18 protein-coding genes are annotated in these 20,076 nt (G+C 65.9%); all 18 read left to right on the plus strand.

Going from position 1 to position 20,076, the window contains the following annotated elements:
- Positions 1-139: 139 nt before the first annotated feature.
- A complete protein-coding gene (locus tag QJT78_RS00155; RefSeq protein ID WP_014496418.1) occupies positions 140-1,390 on the plus strand; it encodes an ABC transporter substrate-binding protein in 1,251 nt (416 codons plus the stop codon).
- A 136-nt stretch (positions 1,391-1,526) separates the two neighbouring features.
- The gene (locus tag QJT78_RS00160; RefSeq protein ID WP_028147235.1) at positions 1,527-2,354 is read left to right on the plus strand and encodes an AraC family transcriptional regulator; all 828 of its coding nucleotides are present in this window, start codon (positions 1,527-1,529) and stop codon (positions 2,352-2,354) included.
- A gap of 239 nt (positions 2,355-2,593) precedes the next feature.
- Positions 2,594-3,604: a branched-chain amino acid ABC transporter permease gene (locus tag QJT78_RS00165; RefSeq protein ID WP_028147234.1), complete on the plus strand. Its 1,011-nt coding sequence runs from the start codon at positions 2,594-2,596 to the stop codon at positions 3,602-3,604.
- Between the two features lies 1 nt (position 3,605).
- Entirely contained in the window at positions 3,606-4,715 is a 1,110-nt protein-coding gene (locus QJT78_RS00170) for a branched-chain amino acid ABC transporter permease (protein WP_028147233.1), read from the plus strand.
- The gene (locus tag QJT78_RS00175) at positions 4,708-5,490 is read left to right on the plus strand and encodes an ABC transporter ATP-binding protein (protein WP_028147232.1); all 783 of its coding nucleotides are present in this window, start codon (positions 4,708-4,710) and stop codon (positions 5,488-5,490) included. Before QJT78_RS00170 ends, QJT78_RS00175 begins: the two co-directional genes overlap by 8 nt.
- Entirely contained in the window at positions 5,483-7,699 is a 2,217-nt protein-coding gene (locus QJT78_RS00180; RefSeq protein ID WP_028147231.1) for an ABC transporter permease, read from the plus strand. The genes QJT78_RS00175 and QJT78_RS00180 overlap by 8 nt, the downstream gene beginning before the upstream one ends.
- A 3-nt stretch (positions 7,700-7,702) precedes the next feature.
- The gene (locus QJT78_RS00185) at positions 7,703-8,536 is read left to right on the plus strand and encodes a phosphoenolpyruvate hydrolase family protein (RefSeq protein ID WP_028147230.1); all 834 of its coding nucleotides are present in this window, start codon (positions 7,703-7,705) and stop codon (positions 8,534-8,536) included.
- A gap of 25 nt (positions 8,537-8,561) precedes the next feature.
- Positions 8,562-11,474 carry a flotillin family protein gene (locus QJT78_RS00190; RefSeq protein ID WP_028147229.1) on the plus strand — a complete coding sequence of 971 codons (2,913 nt, stop codon included), beginning with the start codon at positions 8,562-8,564 and terminating at the stop codon, positions 11,472-11,474.
- A 9-nt stretch (positions 11,475-11,483) separates the two neighbouring features.
- A complete protein-coding gene (locus tag QJT78_RS00195) occupies positions 11,484-11,921 on the plus strand; it encodes an SRPBCC family protein (RefSeq protein WP_014496426.1) in 438 nt (145 codons plus the stop codon).
- A gap of 5 nt (positions 11,922-11,926) precedes the next feature.
- Positions 11,927-12,370, plus strand: a complete 444-nt coding sequence (locus tag QJT78_RS00200; RefSeq protein ID WP_028147228.1) for an SRPBCC family protein — start codon at positions 11,927-11,929, stop codon at positions 12,368-12,370.
- 2 nt (positions 12,371-12,372) lie between these two features.
- Entirely contained in the window at positions 12,373-13,191 is an 819-nt protein-coding gene (locus QJT78_RS00205; RefSeq protein WP_028147227.1) for an FAD binding domain-containing protein, read from the plus strand.
- Positions 13,192-13,197: 6 nt separating this feature from the next.
- A complete protein-coding gene (locus tag QJT78_RS00210) occupies positions 13,198-13,674 on the plus strand; it encodes a (2Fe-2S)-binding protein (protein WP_038941740.1) in 477 nt (158 codons plus the stop codon).
- Between the two features lie 11 nt (positions 13,675-13,685).
- Positions 13,686-15,278, plus strand: coding sequence for a molybdopterin cofactor-binding domain-containing protein (locus tag QJT78_RS00215; RefSeq protein ID WP_028147225.1), 1,593 nt, complete (start codon positions 13,686-13,688; stop codon positions 15,276-15,278).
- Positions 15,278-16,300: a molybdopterin cofactor-binding domain-containing protein gene (locus QJT78_RS00220; protein WP_014496431.1), complete on the plus strand. Its 1,023-nt coding sequence runs from the start codon at positions 15,278-15,280 to the stop codon at positions 16,298-16,300. Before QJT78_RS00215 ends, QJT78_RS00220 begins: the two co-directional genes overlap by 1 nt.
- An 8-nt stretch (positions 16,301-16,308) precedes the next feature.
- Positions 16,309-17,190, plus strand: coding sequence for a MoxR family ATPase (locus QJT78_RS00225; protein ID WP_028147224.1), 882 nt, complete (start codon positions 16,309-16,311; stop codon positions 17,188-17,190).
- Entirely contained in the window at positions 17,187-18,308 is a 1,122-nt protein-coding gene (locus QJT78_RS00230) for a VWA domain-containing protein (RefSeq protein ID WP_028147223.1), read from the plus strand. The genes QJT78_RS00225 and QJT78_RS00230 overlap by 4 nt, the downstream gene beginning before the upstream one ends.
- A complete protein-coding gene (locus tag QJT78_RS00235; RefSeq protein WP_028147222.1) occupies positions 18,305-19,189 on the plus strand; it encodes an amidohydrolase family protein in 885 nt (294 codons plus the stop codon). Before QJT78_RS00230 ends, QJT78_RS00235 begins: the two co-directional genes overlap by 4 nt.
- Before the next feature lie 30 nt (positions 19,190-19,219).
- Entirely contained in the window at positions 19,220-20,068 is an 849-nt protein-coding gene (locus QJT78_RS00240; protein WP_028147221.1) for an N-acyl homoserine lactonase family protein, read from the plus strand.
- The last annotated feature ends 8 nt before the right edge of the window (positions 20,069-20,076 follow it).

Genomic DNA, 20,076 nt, shown 5'->3' on the forward strand with positions numbered 1-20,076 from the left:
GCCCGTCAAGCCGCACGATGCGCCCATACGTGCACTGCATCCGACTTCGGTTAGCCTTCGTTCAACAGCCGGGCACCTTTCGGGAGCCACGGCGCCGCGCCAATTCAGCGAAAAATTTGGCCATAGAGGGAGGAATGCAATGTTGAAATGCAGTGTGGGACTGATCGCGCTAAGCAGCCTTTTCCTTTCAGGCGCGGCAATCGCCCAGGAAAAGATCAAGGTCGGCGTCACGGCAACGCTGGAAGGCACCTACACCGTGCTCGGCGAGGACGGCATGCGCGGTCACCAGACGGCGCTCAATGTGCTCGGTAAGAAGGTCGGCGACAAAGAGCTTGAATTCATCGTCGCTTCGACCGACGCGACACCGGATTCCGCGGTGCGCGCCGTGCGCAAGCTGATCGAGCAGGACAAGGTGCAGATCCTGTTGTCGCCGCTCTCCGGCGACGAGGGCATTGCGGTCAAGAACTTCGCCAAGACGCATCCGGAGCTGACTTTCATCAACGCCGCCTCCGGCGCGCAGGAGACGACCTATGTCGATCCCGCTCCGAACTTCTTCCGCTACAACATGGACGGCGCGCAGTGGCAGGTGGGCCTCGGCAAATACGCCTACGAAACCAAGAAATATCGCAAGATCGCGACCGTCGGCGAGGACTATTCCTTCATCTACACCCAGGTGTTCGGCCTCGTGCTCGAATTCTGCGGCGCCGGCGGCCAGGTCACCAACCGGCAATGGGTGCCGCTCGGCACCAAGGATTTTGCCTCCGTCATCGCGGCGCTGCCCGACGATGTCGATGCGATCTATCTCGGCCTCGGCGGTGCGGATGCCGTCAACTTCCTGAACCAATACCAGCAGGCGGGCGGCAAGGCGCATCTGATGGGCGGCTCCATCATGATCGACCAGACCATCCTGTCCTCGAAAGGCAACGCCAAGAATGCGCTGGTCGGCACCATCGCGGCGAGCGGCCAGGCCGACACCTGGGAGGATCCGGGCTGGCAGAAGTTCGTGAAGGCGTATCAGGACGCGTTTCCACCTAACAAGCGCTTCCCGAGCCCGTCGCTTCTTGCGACCAACTATTACGGCTCGACCATGGCGCTGATCCTCGCACTGCGTGAGGTCAATGGCGATCTTTCCAACAACCAGGCCAAGTACAAGGAGGCGCTGGCCAAGATCGAGATCGATGCACCGAACGGCAAGATCAAGCTTGACGCCAACCGCCAGGCGATCGGCACCAACTTCGTCACCGAGGTCGTCGATGACGGCAAGGGCGCGCTGTTCAGCAAGGTCGTGAAGGTGATCCCGAACGTGAACCAGACGCTCGGTTACGATCCGGCGGTGTTCGCCAAGATCGGACTGCCGAGCCGTACGGTCCCGGAATGTAAGAAGTACTGACGCATTCACCGGCGCTCGTTTCGCATGCTCTCCGGCAACCGGGAGCGATTTGCAGGCGCGATATCTTGCGCTCTTGCAATCTCGCCCCGGTTGTTGAACGCTGATTGAAAAGACAAGAACATTCGGGAGGGAAGGCATGAGCCGGGCGCTTGCCGTCTTTCACGGCCGGTTCGGTCGGGCGACGGTCTATCAGTTGAACCGCCCTTTCAACGTGCACGCACATCGCGAAGGTCATCTGATCTTCCATGTCGGCGGCCTGTCCGCATGCATCGACGTCTGTAACGGGCACTACGACCTTACTGAAAGCTCCATCGTTGCGGTCAATCCCTGGGAGCCTCACAATTTCCTGCCGTCCGATCTCGCCGGTGGCGCGATCTTCTTCGTGCTCTACGTCAATCCGGAGTGGTTCGCGCCCGACGCGCCCGGCGCCGACCGCCTGCGTTTCGGCCGCACCCAGTTCAAGCGCACGGTCGCACTCGACAAGCACATCAGACGAACCGCCGCGCTTGTGTGCGGCGCACCGTCACTCTCCAGCCTCGATGCCGAGCTGCGGCGGCTGATCGACATCTGCTACGACGAAAGTTGGCAGCAGGCCGAGATCGCGCGTGACGCACGCACGGCCGGCGCCGTCACCGACTTCCGCGTGCGCAAGTGCATCAAGCTGATGTCGGCAAGTCCGGGCGCCGAAATGGAGCTCGACACGATCGCGCGCGAATCCGGCCTGTCGCGACCGCATTTCTACCGGTTATTCCGCACCCAGACCGGCGTCACGCCGCATCTCTACCTCAACACCCTGATCATGGAACAGGCGCTGGAAGCCCTTGTCGCCGGCGAAGCACCGATCGCCGACATCGGCTTCGACCTCGGCTTCTCCTCGCAAAGCGGCTTCACACGCTTCTTCACCGCCAATGTCGGGATGGCGCCGACCGATTACCGCCGCGCCGCCAAGGTTTTGCGGGCCTGACCGCGCGCGAAAAGATACTGACGATCAAACGCTCCCCTTGTCCCCTCGCTAAGATGGTCGGAACGCGATCCCGAAAAGAGGATCGCATGTCCGGGAGGACGCACGTCCATGGCGAGGTACGCAGCCTGCGCAGGGCTGTTCGACCAGCGTTCAAAGCATGAGGCAGGGCGAGGTCGAGGCGGCCTGATCGCACCCTCTTTCCGCTTGCGGGGGCGCGAGGCGGGGATGAGGCAGTTGACATGACGCGCTTCGTCGAACGTCATCCGGCCTGGGCCCTGATCGTGATCATCGCGATCGCACTTGCATTGTGGCTGACCTTAGCGGTGTGGCCGCCCGGACTTGAAGAGGCGATCGGCCGCAAGCGGGTCTTCCTGAACGCCGTGTTCAACGGCATCACGCTCGGCGGCCTCTACTTCCTGGTCGCCAGCGGATTCACCCTGATCTTCGGCCTGATGCGCAACGTCAACCTCGCGCACGGCTCGCTGTATTTGTTCGGCGGCTATGTCGGCTACGCCATCAGCGCCTCGACCGGCTCCTGGGTCCTCAGCTTCATCGTCGCCTTCATCCTGACGGCGCTGGTCGGCGTCCTTCTTCAGCTCATCGTCTTCCGCCGCATGGAAGGCCAGGACTTGCGGCAGACTATGGTGACGATCGGGCTCTCGATCGTCTTCGCCGACCTGATGCTTTGGGCTTGCGGCGGTGACTTCTATCAGATCCAGACGCCGAACTGGCTGATCGGCCCGATCGAGCTGCCGCTGATCACTGCGGTGAAATCCTCGGGCGAGCCGGTCTACCTCCGCTATCCGCTGGTCCGGCTGGTGATCTTCGCCGCGTCCGTCGTGATCGGCCTGGCGATGTGGCTCGCGCTCAACCGCACACGCATCGGCATGATCATCCGCGCCGGCGTCGACGATCGCGACATCCTGGCCGCAACCGGAGTGCGGATCCAGCTCGTCTTCGTGCTGGTCTTTGCGCTCGGCGCCGGGCTTGCCGGCATCGCCGGTGTCGTCGGCGGCACCTTCCAGTCACTCTCGCCCGGCGAAGACATCCGCTTCCTGCTTGCCTCGCTCGTCGTCGTCATCGTCGGCGGCATGGGCTCGATCCCCGGTGCCGCGCTCGGCGCGCTGATCATCGGCCTCGCCGAACAGCTCGGTTCGGTCTACATCCCGACCTACGCCATCGTCGTGACCTTCCTGATCATGGTGCTGGTACTGGCAGTCCGGCCGCAAGGCCTGTTGGCGAGGCGCTGAGATGTCGCTCGCCCACGACGCCCGCGTCACCGTTCGTCCCGCCGCAGCGGCGCAACGCCCCACCTTGCGCGGATGGCCGGAGATCAACGATCCTGCAGCCTGGATCGTCGCGGCCATTCTCCTGATCATGCCGCTGATCGCCAACGGCTTCTTCCTGATCGAGATCTTTGCGACCACGCTGATCCTCGGCATCATGGCGCTGAGCCTGATGTTCCTCGCCGGCTACGGCGGCATGGTCAGCCTGATGCAGCTCACCATCGCAGGCTTCTCCGCCTATATGGTCGCGGTGTTCGGCGTCAGCGGCAACGCCAATATCAGCCTGGGTTGGCCGTGGTGGCTCGCGGTCCCGATGGCGCTCGCGCTCGCGACCCTGTTCGGCACGCTTGGCGGCGCGCTGGCGGTGCGCACCGAGGGCATCTACACCATCATGATCACCCTCGCGATCGGCGCGGCTTTCTATTATTTCACCAACCAGAACTGGGCGATCTTCAACGGCCATACCGGCATCAACACTGTTGCAACGCCGCATTTCTGGGGCGTCAACTGGCGCGCCGACATTCCCTTCTACTATATCGTGCTCGCGGTTGCCGCGCTGTGCTACTTCGCCGTCGAATACATCTCCCGCGCACCATTCGGCCTGGCGCTGCAAGGTGTTCGCGACAATCCCCGCCGCATGGCGGCGCTCGGCTTCAACGTCAATGCGCACCGCGTCGCCGCCTACGCCTTCGCGTCCCTTGTCGCGGCGCTGGCCGGCGTGCTTCAGGTCTGGAACTACCGGCAGATCTCGCCGGGATCCGTGAGCGTCGGCGCCTGCATCGATATCCTCATCATCGCCGTCGTCGGCGGCATCACGCGCCCCATCGGTCCGTTCATCGGCGCGCTGATCTTCGTGCTGCTACGTACCTTCGCGCTCGACTTCCTGGTCAAGCTCGGGCTCGACGGCAACCGCTTCCGGCTGCTGATCGGCCTCGGTTTCCTCGCCATCGTCTTCTGGTCCTCGGACGGCGTGATCGGGCTCTGGCAGAGCTGGCGACAGCGCCAGCGATCTGGCGCGGCCCGTTCAAGCGAACGTCACGGCCGAGGATCTGGTCAAGGATCCGGTCATGGATAGCGTCGCGCAACGCCTCTCAGCCGTCGGCGCCGGCGCGGCGCTGGAGCTTCGCGGCGTGACGCGCCTGTTCGGCGCGCTGGCCGCGCTCACCGACGTCACCATTACTGTGCGTCCCGGCGAGCGGCGCGCCGTGCTCGGCTCGAACGGTGCCGGAAAAACCACCCTGTTCAACTGCATCACCGGCGATTTCCCGCCCTCCTCCGGCACCATCCGGTTCTTCGGCGAGGACGTCACCCACTTCCCGCCCTACGAGCGCATCCGCCGCGGCCTGCGCCGGACCTACCAGATCTCCGCGCTCTTTCCCGGTCTCACCGTCCAGGACAACGTCTACCTCGCCTGCCGCGGCGTCTCGCGCGGGCGCTTCTCGTTCCTCCGCCCCGGACAGAACGACGCGCTGATGAGCGCGGCCGATAATCTCGTGCAGGCCGTCCATCTCACAGGCGTGAAGGACCAGCGCGTCGCCGAGCTTGCGCATGGCCAGCAGCGCCAGCTCGAGATCGCACTGGCGCTCGCTGGCGCGCCGCGCTTCGTGTTGTTCGACGAGCCGGCCGCGGGGCTGTCTCCGACCGAGCGTGCCGAGCTGGTAGAGATCCTGACCTCGCTGCCGGCGCATATCGGCTACATCATCATCGAGCACGACATGGACGTGGCGCTACGCGTCGTCGAGAGCGTCACGATGATGCACAACGGGCGCATCTTCAAGGAAGGCCTGCCGCAGGAGATCGAGTCCGATCCCGAGGTGCAGGAGCTTTACCTCGGAGGCGGCCATGAATGAGGTCCGCCGCTCGGCCGCCGCCGCCCTCGAAGTCCGCGGCCTCGACGTCTACTACGGACATTCGCATGCGCTGCAGGGCGTGGACCTGACGCTCGAAGCCGGCGTATTCTCGGTGGTCGGTCGCAACGGCATGGGCAAGACCACGCTGTGCAAGGCGATCATGGGGCTGGTGCCAGTCAGCGGCGGCTCGATCCGCGTCCGCGGCGACGACATCACCCGGCGGCCGCCCGCCCACATAGCCCGGCTTGGCGTCGGCTACGTGCCGCAGGGCCGGCGGCTGTGGCGCTCGCTCAGCGTCGACGAGCATCTGCAGCTTGCCGCGGGCCTGCGGCGCGGGGCGTGGACGGTCGAGCGCATCTACGAGACCTTTCCGCGATTGGCCGAGCGCAAAGATCATGGTGGCGGCCAGCTCTCCGGCGGCGAGCAGCAGATGCTGGCGATCTCCCGCGCGCTGCTCACCAATCCGCAGCTCCTGATCATGGACGAGCCGACCGAGGGGCTTGCGCCCGTCATCGTCGCCCAGGTCGAGGAGATGCTGGTACGGCTTGGCGAGGACGGCGACATGTCCGTGCTCGTGATCGAGCAGAACATCGGTGTGGCCACGGCCGTCTCGCGCAACGTCGCGATCATGGTCAACGGCCGCATCAACCGCATCATCGATTCCGTGCGCCTTGCCGCGGACCGGGAGTTGCAGCAGCGCCTGCTCGGCGTTGGGCTCCACGCCGAGCTCGAGCCCGCCATCGACGTACCGGCTGCAAGCACCGGGGCGAAGGCCGCGCCGCAGCCGTCCCGTCCCGGCGGCCCGATCCGCGTCTACATCTCCAACCCGACGCCGCCCACCCGCTGGTCACAGCCGGTCCCGATCGCCCGCATCGAGGCCGCCGCCCGCACGCTCTCGACACAGGTGGCGCGTCTCGACGAGACCGCCCGGCGCCGGCGCGAGCCGGTCGCGGCGCAAACGCAGGGACCCCCGGTCGTGCTCGTTGTCGGCACGCTCGACACCAAGGGCACGGAGCTTCGCTTCATCCGCGACATCATCGCCGGAAGCGGCCTGCGCACGCGACTGGTCGATGTCTCCACCAGCGGCCGGCACGCAACCAGCGACGTCTCCGCCCAGGAGATCGCCTTGAACCATGGGCGCGGCGGATCGGCGGTGTTCGGACCCGACCGCGGCGCTGCCGTCGCCGCGATGGCCGATGCCTTCGCCAGCTGGCTGCGACGCCAGAGCAATATTGCCGGCGTGATTTCGGCGGGCGGCTCGGGCGCAGCGTCGCTGGTCGCGCCGGGGATGCGGACCCTCCCTGTCGGGGTGCCCAAGCTGATCATCTCCTCCGTCGCCTCCGGCGACGTCGGGCCCTATGTCGGCCCCGCCGACATCACCATGATGCATTCGGTCACCGACGTGCAGGGCCTCAACTCGATCTCGCGTGCCGTGCTCGCCAATGGCGCCAATGCGCTGGCCGGCATGGTCAGGGCGCGCCTCGATCAGCACGCGCGGAACGATCGCGGCGACGGTGGATTGCCGTCGGTCGGCATCACCATGTTCGGCGTCACCACGCCCGCGGTCCAGAAGATCGCGGCCGACCTGCGCGAGGATTTCGAGTGCCTCGTCTTCCACGCCACCGGCGTTGGCGGCCGCTCAATGGAGAAACTCGTCGATTCCGGACAGATCGCCGGCGTCATTGATCTCACCACCACGGAAATCTGCGATCTCCTGATGGGTGGCGTGTTCCCGGCAACCGACGACCGCTTTGGTGCGATCATCCGCAGCCGCCTACCCTATGTCGGCTCGGTGGGCGCGCTCGACATGGTGAATTTCGGCGCCCCGGACACCATTCCGGAGCGCTACCGCGGCCGCAAATTCCACGTCCACAACCCGCAGGTCACCTTGATGCGGACCACGGCGGAGGAAAACGAACGCATGGGCCGCTGGATCGCCGATCGGCTCAACCAAATGGACGGCCCGGTGCGCATCTTCCTGCCCGAGGGCGGCGTCTCCGCGCTCGACGCGCGAGGACAGCCATTCTGGGATCCCGATGCCGATTCGGCGCTGTTCCGTGCGCTGGAGCGGAACGTGCGACAGACCGCCAACCGTCAGCTCATCCGCGTTCCCAAGAACATCAACGATCCCGAGTTCGCCTCCACCATTGTCAGCGCGTTCCGGACCTTGTTCGGCCGCACCGGGGCGCGCCGGAGACTAGCGAGGTGACCGATGGCCCGGTTTGAACGCGTAGAACTGTTGAAACGCTTCCGAGACATGGCAAAGCGCGGCGAGCCCATCATCGGCGGCGGCGCCGGCACCGGCCTGTCGGCCAAGTGCGAGGAAGCCGGTGGCGTCGATCTCATCGTCATCTACAATTCCGGCCGCTATCGCATGGCCGGCCGCGGCTCGCTCGCAGGATTGATGGCTTATGGCGACGCCAACGCCATCGTGCTGGAGATGGCCGGCGAAGTACTGCCCGTCGTGACCAAAACGCCAGTGCTCGCTGGCGTCAATGGCACGGATCCGTTCCGCGACATGGACGTCTTCCTGGACCAGTTGAAGGCGCTCGGTTTCGCAGGCGTGCAGAACTTTCCGACCGTCGGCCTGATCGACGGAGTGTTCCGTGCCAATCTCGAAGAGACCGGCATGTCCTATGCGCTCGAGATCGACATGATCGCCAAGGCGCGCGAGAAGGACCTGCTGACGACGCCCTACGTCTTCACCGAGAAGGAAGCCGCCGCGATGGCGATCGCGGGCGCGGATATCATCGTCTGTCACCTCGGCCTCACGACCGGGGGTACCATCGGCGCGCAGACCGCGCCCAAGCTCAAGGATTGCCCGGCGCGCATCGACACCTGGGCCTCCGCCGCGCTCAGCGTCAATCCGGACATTCTGGTGCTCGCCCATGGCGGACCGATCGCCGATCCGGACGACGCCGATTTCATCATGAAGAACACCCGCTACTGCCACGGCTTTTACGGCGCCTCCTCGATGGAGCGGCTGCCGGTCGAGCGGGCGCTGACGGATCAGGTACGCAAATTCAAGGCGATCGGCGCGCGATAACGCCGGAAGGTCGAGGGAGGGAAATATGTCAGGGACTCTGGTCGGTGAATTGATCCTCTGGCTGATCGTCGCCATCGTGGTGATCGTGGTCGGCGTCTACATCGTGAACTGGCTCTACCATCGCTCGTCCAAGGAGACCTCATTCGTCCGGACCGGCCTGCTTGGCGAGCGTGTCGTGATCAACGGCGGCGCGTTCGTGCTGCCCTTCATCCACGACTACACGCCGGTCAACATGAACGTGCAGCCGATGGGGATCGTGCGCTCCCGGCAGGACGCCGTGATCACCCGGGACCGCATGCGCGTCGACATCGAGGCCGACTTCTATGTCCGCGTTCAGGCGACCCGCGAAGCCGTGTCCATCGCCGCCGCCACGCTCGGCCGCCGCACCATGGAGCCCGAGAAGCTCCACGCCCTCCTCGCCGGCAAATTCATCTCCGCGATCCGTTCGATCGCCTCGGAGATGACCCTGGAGCAGATGCACGAGCAACGCGGCGAGTATGTGGCCCGCGTCAAGGCGAACGCGGCTGAAGCCCTTGCTCAGAACGGACTCGAGCTGGAATCCGTCGCGATCACCGATCTCGACCAGACCGATCTCGAATTCTTCAACCCTTCGAACCGCTTCGACGCCGAAGGTCTGACACGCCTGATGGAGGACATCGAGGCCAAGCGCAAGCTGCGCAACGACATCGAGCAGGATTCGATGATCAAGATCCGCTCCCGCAATCTGGAGGCCGAGCGACAGGCCCTCGAGATCGAGCGCGAAAGCGAGACGGCCCGCCTCGAGCAGGAGCGTGACATCGAGATGCGCCGCGCCCTGCAACGCACCGAGGTCGCGCGTGAGCGGGCCCTGCGCGAGACCGAGGCCGAGCAGGCGCAGATTTCCGCACGGGAGACCATCGAGAAGGCACGCATCGCAAACGACCAGGCGATCGCGGAAGCCCGTATCGCCTCGGAGCGCGAGACACGCCAGCGGGAGATCGAACGCACCCGCACCATCGAGGAGAAGGAACTGCTCGCCCGCGAGGAGGTCGAGAAGACCCGGATCGCCAACCAGCGCTCGATCGACACCAGCCGCATCGCCTCTGAGCGCGAGGTGCGCCAGCGCGAAATCGAGCGGATGCGCACTATCGAGGAAGCCGAGATCGCCGCCCGCGAGGCGATCGAGAAGGCGCGTATCCAGCAGGACCGGGTGGTGACCGACGCCCGTATTGCCAATGAAGAAGAGACACGGCGCCGCGAGATCGAGCGGACCCGCGCCGTCGACGAAGCCGAGATCGCCGCACGCGAAGCTACCGAAAAGGCCCGCATCGCCCAGACCATGATTGTCAATGTCGAGCGCATCGCGTCAGACGAGCGCACCCGCGCGCTTGAGATCCAGCAGGTGCGCACGATCCAGGAAGCCGAGATCGAGGCCCAGCGCGCGGTCGAGGCCGCGCGCATCGCCCGTGAGCGAACGCTTGCCGCCGAGCGCATCGCCGCCGAACAGAACACGCGGCAATTGGAGATCGAGCGGAACCAGGCACTCGACGTCGCGGGAATCACGGCACGCGAGGCGACGGAAGCCACCCGTATCGCCCAGGAGGAACGAGTTCGTTCACTCGAGATCGCCCGCAACCGCGCCGTCGAGGAAGCCGATATCGCCTCCCGCGAAGCGATCGAGGCCGCGCGCATCGCGCAGGAGAAGGCGATCGCGGCCGAGCGGATCCAGGCCGACAGGGAGACCAAGGCGCTGGAGATCGAGCGGACCGCCGCAGTCGAGGCGGCTGACCTCAAGCGGCGCGACGTGATCGAGCGCCAGCGCATCGGCGTCGATCTCGCGCTGGAGTCCGAGCGGATCAATTCGTCCAAGAAGCGCGAAGTGCTCAATATCGAGCAGAAGAAGGCCATCGAGATCGCGGACGAGGACCGCGTCATCGCGCTCTCCACCAAGCGCTCGGAACGCATCGACGCCGACCGCCAGGTCAAGCAGGCCGAGATCGTCGCACGCAAGGATGTCGAGACCACCGACGTCTCACGCGAGCAGGCGCTGGAGGCGGCGCGGATCGAACGGCGCCGCTCGATCGAGCAGCTCGAGGTCGCCCGCGTCCAGTCGCTGCAGGAAGCCGAGATTGCCGCGCGCGAGGAGGTCGAGCGCGCCCGCATTGCCTCCGATCGCGGCCTGGATGAAGCCCGCATCGGCCGTGAACGCGATCTGCGGAAGCTCGAAGTCAATCGCGAGAAGGAGGTCGAGACCGTTCTGATGGAGAAGGCGATCGCGATCCACCTGAAGTCGCTGGAAGAATCCGCCGCCAGGGCCTCGGCCGAGGAAGCGCGGATACATGCGACGGAGGCCACCGAGCGCGTCATCACCGCGCGCGAAAACGAGATCGCCAGGCGTCGCAAGAGCGTGGAAATCGTGATCGCCGAGAAGCAGGCCGAGGAGACCCGAATTGCCGCCGAAGCCGAGCGCGTGCGCGCGGCCGTCGAGGCCGAGGCACAGCGGCTGCTCAACGAGGCCGAGAACGTGCTGACCGACCAGGCTCGCTACTCGCTGTTCCGCAGGAAGCTGCTCGACCGCATCGAAGGCATCGTGCGCGAGAGCGTCAAGCCGATGGAGAAGATCGAGGGCATCCGCATCCTCCAGGTCGACGGCCTCAACGGCAACGGCCATGGCGGCAATGGCGGCCGCAGCGCCACCGACGAGGTGATCGACTCGGCGCTGCGCTACCGCGTCCAGGCGCCGCTCATCGATTCGCTTCTGGCGGATATCGGCGTCGAGGGCGGCAGCCTTGCCAAGATGCCGGGCCTGATCCGCGAGGCCCGCGACATGCAAGGCATCAAGGAGTCCGCCCGCAAGAGCGGCGGTGGAGGCGGAGGCGGCGAGAAGCCGGCCGCGGCTCCCTCGCCCTCCACCGAGGGCGAGCCGTCTGCGGAGCGCAGCCCCCGGAAGAAGAGCTGAGGTCACATCATGGCCCGCGTCTATGTCTCAACCGTCGTCAATGCGCGCAACGATCGCGTCTGGGCGCGGGTGCGCGACTTCAACGGCATGCCGAACTGGCATCCCGCGATCGCGGAAAGCCGCATCGAGGGCGGCGAGCCCTCGGACAAGATCGGCTGTGTCAGGGATTTCCGCCTGCGCAACGGTGACCGCATCCGCGAAAAGCTGCTCGGCCTTTCCGACTACGACATGTTCTGCACCTATTCGATCCTGGAATCCCCCATGGGCGTCGAGAACTACGTCGCGACGTTGCGGCTGACGCCGGTCACCGACGGCGACCAGACCTTCATGGAGTGGACCGCCGAGTTCGACTGCGCACCCGAACGGGAAGCTGAGCTCGTCGGCAATATCGGCGGCGGCGTGTTCCAGGGCGGCTTCGACGCCCTCAAGCGCCAGTTCGGAGGGTGAGCTCCGTGCCGCATATCGTGAAAAGCACGATCCTGGATGCGCCGACCAATGCGGTGTGGGACGTGCTGCGCGATTTCAACGGACACGATCGCTGGCATCCGGCGGTCGCGACCTCCACGATCGAGCGCGCGCACTCCCCTGATAAAATTGGCTGTGTCAGGCGCTTCAAGCTGCAGGACGGATCGGAGCTGCGCGAGCAATTGCTGGCGCTCTCCGATCTCGAGCAGACCTTCAGCTACTGCCTGCTCGATACGCCGGTGCCGATGTTCAACTATGTGGCGCACGTCCGTCTGCTGCCGGTGACCGACGGCGACCGCACCTTCTGGCACTGGGAGTCGCGCTTCAGCACCAGGCCGGAGGACCGCGATCGCATCGTCCACATGGTCGCGGAAGACATCTACCAAGCCGGCTTCGAGGCGATCCGCCGGCACCTGAAGGAGGCGGCATAGCCATGGCCGTGACAGTGAAGACTTTTGCCAGCACCAGCGAGGCGGCCGGCGCGCTGTCGGCAGATCGCGGCGCACGCTATCTCGGCGGCGGCACGCTGGTGATGCGGGCGCTGAACGAGGGTGACGTTTCTGTCTCGACCGTCATCCGCGCCAGCGACCAGGCCCTGACCCGGATCGATGCGTCGGGCCCGCGCGTGACGCTCGGGGCCGGCATCACCTTCGCGAAAATACTCGCCGAGCGCGACCTCGGCTTCCTGCACGCCCCTGCCCGCTCGATCGGCGGACCTGCGGTGCGCAACATGGGCACGGTCGGGGGTAACCTGTTCGCGCCAAGTCCTTATGGCGACTTCGCGGTGGCGCTGCTTGCGCTCGATGCCACTGTCGCCGTGCAGGGCGGCTTTGGCACGCGCGACATTGCCATCGAAGAGTTCTTTCAGTCGCGCGAGCGGCAAGCCGGCATGCTGGTGCTCTCGGTGTCCTGCGCACGGCCGGCGAGCGCGGACGCCTTCCGCTACCACAAGGTCGCCCGTATCAAGCCAAAGGGCGGCTCCGTCATTACGCTCGCAGCCCATCTGCCGATCAGCGGCGGACGGATCGCCGGGGCACGGATCGCGCTGGGCTCGATGGCGCCGACCCAGATTCGGGCACGCGCCGCCGAGCGTGTGCTCGAGGGACGCTCGCTGGATGCCGCGACCATCGCTGCCGCGGCGTCCGCCGTCACCGAGGGCACCTCCCCCTTCGATAATGCGCTCGGCAGCGCCTGGTATCGCCGCGAGATCGCCGGCGTCCATCTGCGCCGTCTCCTCTCGGGTCAGGAATAGCTCGTCATGGCCAAGACCGCCCTGCAATTTCGTCATAACGGCCGCGACGTCGCGATCTTCGTCGATGGCGGCACCAATCTGCTGGTTGCTCTGCGCGAACTGATCGGCGATATGACGCCGAAATTCGGCTGCGGCCAGGGCGGCTGTGGCACCTGCAGTGTGCTGATCGACGGCGAGTTGCACCTGTCATGCCTGACGCTGGCGGAAACCGTCGCCGGCCGATCGGTCGAGACGCTCGACGGCCTCAAGCAGGGCCCGAACCTGCATCCGCTCCAGCGTGCCTTCGCCGACAATTTTGCCGCCCAATGCGGCTATTGCACGCCGGGCATGCTGATGGCCGCAAAGGCGCTGCTCGACCGCAATCCGCAGCCTAGCCGCGCCGAAGTCGTCGAGGCGATCTCCGGCAACATCTGCCGCTGCACCGGCTACGAACCCATCATCGATGCCATCCTCGCCGCTTCGGGCGGCCGGGCCAGCGCCTAAAGGATCTTGTCATGCTGGAACTGCGCAAGGACATTTTCGCCGACGAGCGCGACGACAATCTCAATGAGATCGGCAAGGGCACGCAGCGCCAGGACATGCTCGGCCATGTCACGGGCACGTCGAGCTATTTCAACGACCACAAGCTTCAGGGCATGCTGCATCTAAAGGTGGTCCGCTCGACGCAGGCCCACGCGCGGTTGCGCCATATCGACACCACGGAAGCCGAACGCTCGCCCGGCGTACGTCGGATCATCCGCGGCGCCGACGTGCCGCGCAATCTCAACACGCTTCTCAGCCTCATCAACTTCGGCAAGGACGACGAGCCTACGCTGGCGGCGGACAAGGTCCGCTACAAGGGCGAGCCGGTCGTCGCCATCGTCGCGGACAGCGAGCGCGAGGCGTTCGAGGCAATCGCAAAAGTGCGGATCGACTACGAGCCGCTGCCGGTCGTGCTCGACGTCGAGGACGCGCTCAAGTCCGGGGCGCCCGTCGTCAACGAGACCTATCCGAAGAACGCCTTCATCTATCACGACGTCCATGATCACCAGAAGCTGCGCTTCGGAGATGCCGACGCCGCACTCGCGACCGCAGACCACGTGCTCGAACAGCGCTACCAGATGTCTCCGATCGAACACGCGCCGACCGAAACCAACGGTGCGATCGCGGCCCCTGATACCAACGGCCGCTATGTCGTCTACACCTCGACGCAGGCGCTGTTCTTCTCGGTCGACACCTGCGCCAAGATTTTGGACCTGCCTTCCAACACCTTTCATTTCATCGGCGGCACCGTCGGCGGCGGCTTTGGCGGCAAGGTGGATACGCTGACCGAGCCACTCGCGATCCTGGGCGCGATGCTGACCGGGCGTCCCGTCCGCTATGTGTTCGGGCGTGAGGAGGAGATGCAGTACGGCCCGCCCCGCGGCGCCGAGCGCATCTACATCAAGGACGGCGTGATGCGCGATGGCCGCATCGTCGCGCGCAAGATCCGCGCCTATTTCGACAGCGGCGCCTATACGCGGCTGTCCAGCTACGCCGCCGTGAAATGCGCCGCGCATCTGCCCGGGCCCTACACGATCCCCAATGTCTATGGCGACGTCTATTGTGTCTTCACCAACCGGACGCCTGCGACGGCGATGCGCGGCTTCGGCGTCACCGCGATGGATTTCGCGATCGAGTGCCAGATGGACAAGCTGGCGAACCTCGTCGGCATGGACCCGATGGAATTCCGCATCCTCAACGCCTATCGCGACGGCGACATGAAGGCGCATCGGCGCGAAGCCAAGAACACCGCGCTGATCGAATGCGTCCAGGTCGCCGCCGAGAAGGCGAAATGGCCGATCCGCGAGGAGTTCAAGCGCGCGTCGTCACGCAAGGACGGCGGCGGCAGCCGGGCTGTCATTCCATCGACACCGAGCGATGCGCGCGCACGCCCCGCCGCGCCGGCACAACAGCGCACGACCTATGACCGGCTCCCACCGGCGGTTACCCGCGAACCTCCGCGCGAGCCGCCGCCACCTGCACCGCCGCCACCTCCTCCGCGGCCCGCGGCCCCCTCGCATGGCGCGACCCGCTTCTCCTCCGTTTTCGGCACCAGGAGGCGCTGATGACCCGGCATCGCGGACGCGGCATGGCGTCGATCAACTATCCCATCGGCATGAATCTCGGCGGCGATCCCAGCCAGGCGCTGGTTCATTCCAACCCGAGCGGCAAGTTCACGGTGGCGCTGTCGTCGATCGACCTCGGCCAGGGCATGAAGTCGGTGACGCGGCAGATCTGCGCTGAGACACTGGGCGTTCCCGTCGAGGACGTCTATGTCGACACCGCGGATTCCGACACCGGTCCGCATTGCATGGGCTCCTTCGCCTCGCGCGGCACGCATCGCGTCGGCAATGCCGTAATGGCCGCGGCGCGCGAGGCACGCGGCGTGATGATGGAGGCGGCCGCCGAGGAGCTCGAGGTCAACGCCGCCGATCTCGAAACCGACGGACGCGGCAACATCCACGTCAAGGGTGCGCCGCATCGCTCGATCTCGACCAAGGACGTCGCCATCGCCGCCCAGTTCAAGCAAGGCAAGACCATTTCCGGCCGCGGCATCTTCCTGGTTCCTCTGTCCAACGTCGACCCCGAAACCGGCGAGATGTCGCCGGCGACCTGCTACGCCCATGCCTGTCTCGTCGCCGAGGTCGAGGTCGACGACGAGACCGGTGAAGTCGCGATGGTCCGCATGGACTCCGCCTATGAGCTCGGCCGAGCGCTCAATCCGCGCCTGGTCGAGCAGCAGCTCGTGGGCGGCGCCTGGATGGGCATCAGCCACGCGCTGTACGAGACGACGGAGCCTCACTATCCCGACCCTGTTCACGGCCCCCGTGACTTCGTCGAATACCTGATGCCCGGCCCGGGCGACATTTGCCCGCACGATATCGCCGTGCTGGAGCGCCCCGCGCCAGATGGCCCGTTCGGCGCCAAGGGACCGGGCGAAATGTGCGCCAATCCCGTGCTGCCGGCTGTCGCGAATGCGATCTTCAACGCCGTCGGTGTGCGCATCGACGATCTGCCGATTACGCCGGAAAAGGTGCTGCGAGCGATCAAGACCCAGGGCGGCGCCCGGCCACAGGCGCGACGCTGAGACTGGCCATGGCAGTCCGCAGCAACATCGTTGGCATCGACAACCCCGAAGCGCTGGAGAAGGCGCTTCGGGCAGCCTATTACCTCGCCGATGAAGGGCTCGCGACCGCGGCCTATCTCGGCCTTGCCCTCGGCAAACCGCTCCTGCTCGAAGGCGCCCCCGGCGTCGGCAAGACCGAGGCCGCGAAAGCCATCGCCGCCGTCCTCGGCCGCCGCCTCATCCGCCTGCAATGCTACGAGGGCATCGACGCCTCGGCCGCGCTCTACGAATGGAACTATCCACGCCAGATGCTCGCGATCCGCCAGGCTGGCGACGAGAGCATCGACATCTATGGCGAGACGTTTCTGATCGAGCGGCCGATGCTGGCGACGCTCCGCGCGCCCGACTCCACCGTGCTGCTGATCGATGAAATCGACCGCGCCGACCAGGAGTTCGAGGCGTTCCTGCTCGAATTTCTCTCGGACTTCCAGATTTCGATCCCCGAACGCGGCACGGTGCGGGCGGCCGAACGTCCTGTGGTCGTGCTGACGTCGAACCGGACGCGCGACCTGCACGAAGCCCTGCGCCGCCGCTGTGTCTATCACTGGATCGACTATCCCACCGAAGAGCGGGAGGCGCGGATCGTGATGCTGCGGGCCTCCAGCGTCGCCGAGGCGACAGCGCGGGCCGTCGTCGCGGCCGTCGGAAAACTGCGCCGCGAGCCGCTCAGCAAGGCACCGGGCATCGCGGAGGCCGTCGACTGGGCTGAAGCGGCGACGCTCCTTCACAAGGGCGGTGCGCGCTGGCCCGACGCCTTCAAACGCTCGATCGGCGTGGCGCTGAAGGACGAGGAAGACCTGCACTTCATCTCGCCCCGGCTCGACGTCATGCTCGCGGAGGCAACCGCATGAGCACCGAGCCCGAGCTTCCGCGCGCTGCCCGCATCTTCGTCTCCTTCGTCGCGCTGCTGCGCGCCAACGGCTTTGCCGTCGCGCCCGAGCAGACCACCTCCTATCTCGCCGCGATCGCGCTGCTCGGGCCACGCGACCTCAACGACATCAGGCAATCGGCGCTGGCCACGCTCGCCCCGCCGCCCGAGCGCCGTACGACCTTCGATCGGCTGTTCGACCTGCACTTCCGCGGCAGCGAAGCCATCGAACATGTCGATGACGGCGAGGACGACGAGACTGTCCGGCTCCAGGAAGAGGGCCGCGGCGAACAGGAGCCCCTGTCCTCCGACGAAGCCAACGAATCCGGCCTCGCCGCGACGCGCACCGAGGCGCTGGTGGAGCGCCGCTTCGCCCAGCTCTCCGCCACCGACGCGCTCCGCCGCCTGGCGCGCGACGCCCCCCGGCGCCTGCCGCAGCGGCGCGGCCACCGGCGCATGCGCGCCCGCCGCGGGCCGTTTGCCGACCTACGCCGGACCCTGCGCGACAGCGTGCGGAGCGACGGCGAGATCCTGCGGCTCGGGCACCTGAAGCGGCGCCAGCGCCGACGAAAACTCCTGCTGCTGATCGACGTCTCCGGCTCGATGAAGACTCGCACCGAAGAGAACATGAAGCTAGCGCATACGCTGGTACAGGCCGCGCCCAACGTCGAGGTCTTCACCTTCGGCACGCGGCTGACCCGCGTCACGCGGCCATTACGTCTCAAGCGTCGCGAGCAGGCGCTGAACGCGGCGGCGCACCTCGTCAGCGACTGGGACGGCGGCACCCGCATCGGCGACGCGCTGCAAGCCTTCCTCGCGGTGCCGCGGTTCGGCGGTTACGCGCGAGGCGCGGCCGTCGTCGTCGTGTCGGACGGGCTGGAGCGTGGCGAACCCGACGCGTTGCGCGACGCGGTCGCAAAGCTGTCGCGGCGCGCCTGGCGCGTGAGCTGGCTGACGCCGCTCGCGACGGGCCCGGACTTCCGCCCGCAGACCGAGGCGCTGGTTGCCATCGAGCGCTTTGTCGATGATCTCGTGGATGGCGGTTCAAGCGCGTCGATTGTCGCGCACATTCTGACGTTCGGACGGAGGAGAGCGGCGTGAGCGACATTGTCGACGGCCATCATCACATCTGGCGACAGGCCGACCTGCCCTGGCTGACCGGTCCGATGCAGCCGCGCATCTTTGGACCCTACGAGCCGATCCGTCGCGATTATCCGATCCGGGAATATCTCGACGACCTCAAGGGCACCGGCGTCGCCCGTTCGGTCTATGTTCAGACCAACTGGGCCAACGACCGTTTCGAGGACGAGACCGCCTGGGTGCAGCACACTGCCGACGAGCAAGGCTGGCCGCATGCCATCGTCGCCTACGCCGATTTCGCCGTCGACGACGTGCGCCCGCAGCTCGATCGCCTGAAGCGCTATCCGCTCGTGCGCGGCGTGCGCATGCAGCTGCACTGGCACGACAATCCGCTCTATCGTTTCGCGGCCAAGCCCGACCTCTGCGTCGATCCCACGGTCCGCCGCAACATTGCGCGCCTGGCCGACTACGGCTGGAGCTTTGACCTCCAGGTCTTCACGCCGCAGATGCCGGACGCGGCGCAGCTCGCCGAGTCCTGCCCCAGGGTGACCTTCATCCTCCAGCATGCCGGCATGCTGGAGGACCTCTCGCCGGCGGGCCGGGCCGCCTGGCGCGCCGGGATGGCCCGGCTCGCGACCTGTCCGAACGTGGTCTCAAAACTCTCCGGGCTCGGCACCTTCATCCATCGCAACGATCCCGCGCATATCGCGGCCGTCCTTACCGATACCGTCGCGATTTTCGGCGCGGAGCGCTGCCTGTTCGGCTCCAATTTTCCGATCGAGAAATTATGGACCAGCTATCGGGAGCTCGTCGACGCCTTTCGTGCCGCGGCCGCGAACCTGACGACCCAGCAGCAGGACGCAATTTTCAGGACGACGGCAACGCGCGTCTATCGGCTTTGACAGACAAGAACAGAACAGGGAGGGAAACGAATGGCGCTGGAGATCAAGATCCTGGACTATGGCGATATCGAGCTGGAATCGAGCTTTCTGGTCCTCGGCCGTGACTGCGGCCGCACCCGCCGCGTCCTCACCCTCGGCTTTCTGATCCTCGGCGGCAAATATCCGGTCGTGGTCGATACCGGTTACCGCTCCAACCAGATCATGGAAACGCTGGGGATGCGCGGCCTGCAATACCACGAGCACATGATCGAGAACCAGCTCGCTCGCCACGGCGTGCGCATGGGTGACGTCCGCTTCGTCTGCCATACCCATCTGCACATCGACCACGCCGGCAAGGACGATCTGTTTCCGATGAACACGACCGTCGTCCTCAATCGGAAAGAACTCGAATACTCCGTCTCCGGCTTGATGCATCCGCAGTATCCGGCGCCCGACATCAAGCATCTCATCGACCGGCTGCACACCAAGAGTGCGCTGCGCTTCCTCGACCTCGAGATCACAGGTCCTATCGAGCTGATGCCCGGCGTCTATTGCGATGCGGCCAATGCACATACCGAGGGATCGATGAACGTCATCGTCGAGACTGCCGACGGAATCGCGACGATCTGCGGCGACGTGATCTACGACTTCAACGACCAGATCGTCACGCCATTCAACGAGATCCACGACTGGGAGCCGCGGACGACGGGAAACCACGGCACCAGCAAGCGGGCCGAGAAGGCGTCGATCAAGAAGCTGCTCAGCAATTCGCGCTATCTGCTGCCGGTGCACGACAGGCCGGCCAAGATCGAGGGCGGCATGGTCGTCGGACGCCTGCACGACCAGGTCCCCGGCCCGATCGTGCAGTCGCTGCCCGCGCGGAATTGGTTCCCTGCCTGACGTGAGCT

The sequence above is a fragment of the Bradyrhizobium sp. Mp27 genome, assembly GCF_029953005.1.
Taxonomy (GTDB): Bacteria; Pseudomonadota; Alphaproteobacteria; order Rhizobiales; family Xanthobacteraceae; genus Bradyrhizobium; species Bradyrhizobium barranii.

What these genes read in the sequence shown, in the direction of transcription:
- QJT78_RS00185 (WP_028147230.1), top strand. Translation starts at nt 7,703, where the DNA reads ATGGCCCGGTTTGAACGCGTAGAACTGTTGAAACGCTTCCGAGACATG.
- QJT78_RS00220 (WP_014496431.1), top strand. Translation starts at nt 15,278, where the DNA reads ATGACCCGGCATCGCGGACGCGGCATGGCGTCGATCAACTATCCCATC.
- QJT78_RS00225 (WP_028147224.1), top strand. Translation starts at nt 16,309, where the DNA reads ATGGCAGTCCGCAGCAACATCGTTGGCATCGACAACCCCGAAGCGCTG.
- QJT78_RS00215 (WP_028147225.1), top strand. Translation starts at nt 13,686, where the DNA reads ATGCTGGAACTGCGCAAGGACATTTTCGCCGACGAGCGCGACGACAAT.
- QJT78_RS00205 (WP_028147227.1), top strand. Translation starts at nt 12,373, where the DNA reads ATGGCCGTGACAGTGAAGACTTTTGCCAGCACCAGCGAGGCGGCCGGC.
- QJT78_RS00230 (WP_028147223.1), top strand. Translation starts at nt 17,187, where the DNA reads ATGAGCACCGAGCCCGAGCTTCCGCGCGCTGCCCGCATCTTCGTCTCC.
- QJT78_RS00190 (WP_028147229.1), top strand. Translation starts at nt 8,562, where the DNA reads ATGTCAGGGACTCTGGTCGGTGAATTGATCCTCTGGCTGATCGTCGCC.
- QJT78_RS00170 (WP_028147233.1), top strand. Translation starts at nt 3,606, where the DNA reads ATGTCGCTCGCCCACGACGCCCGCGTCACCGTTCGTCCCGCCGCAGCG.
- QJT78_RS00195 (WP_014496426.1), top strand. Translation starts at nt 11,484, where the DNA reads ATGGCCCGCGTCTATGTCTCAACCGTCGTCAATGCGCGCAACGATCGC.
- QJT78_RS00155 (WP_014496418.1), top strand. Translation starts at nt 140, where the DNA reads ATGTTGAAATGCAGTGTGGGACTGATCGCGCTAAGCAGCCTTTTCCTT.
- QJT78_RS00165 (WP_028147234.1), top strand. Translation starts at nt 2,594, where the DNA reads ATGACGCGCTTCGTCGAACGTCATCCGGCCTGGGCCCTGATCGTGATC.
- QJT78_RS00175 (WP_028147232.1), top strand. Translation starts at nt 4,708, where the DNA reads ATGGATAGCGTCGCGCAACGCCTCTCAGCCGTCGGCGCCGGCGCGGCG.
- QJT78_RS00160 (WP_028147235.1), top strand. Translation starts at nt 1,527, where the DNA reads ATGAGCCGGGCGCTTGCCGTCTTTCACGGCCGGTTCGGTCGGGCGACG.
- QJT78_RS00240 (WP_028147221.1), top strand. Translation starts at nt 19,220, where the DNA reads ATGGCGCTGGAGATCAAGATCCTGGACTATGGCGATATCGAGCTGGAA.
- QJT78_RS00180 (WP_028147231.1), top strand. Translation starts at nt 5,483, where the DNA reads ATGAATGAGGTCCGCCGCTCGGCCGCCGCCGCCCTCGAAGTCCGCGGC.
- QJT78_RS00210 (WP_038941740.1), top strand. Translation starts at nt 13,198, where the DNA reads ATGGCCAAGACCGCCCTGCAATTTCGTCATAACGGCCGCGACGTCGCG.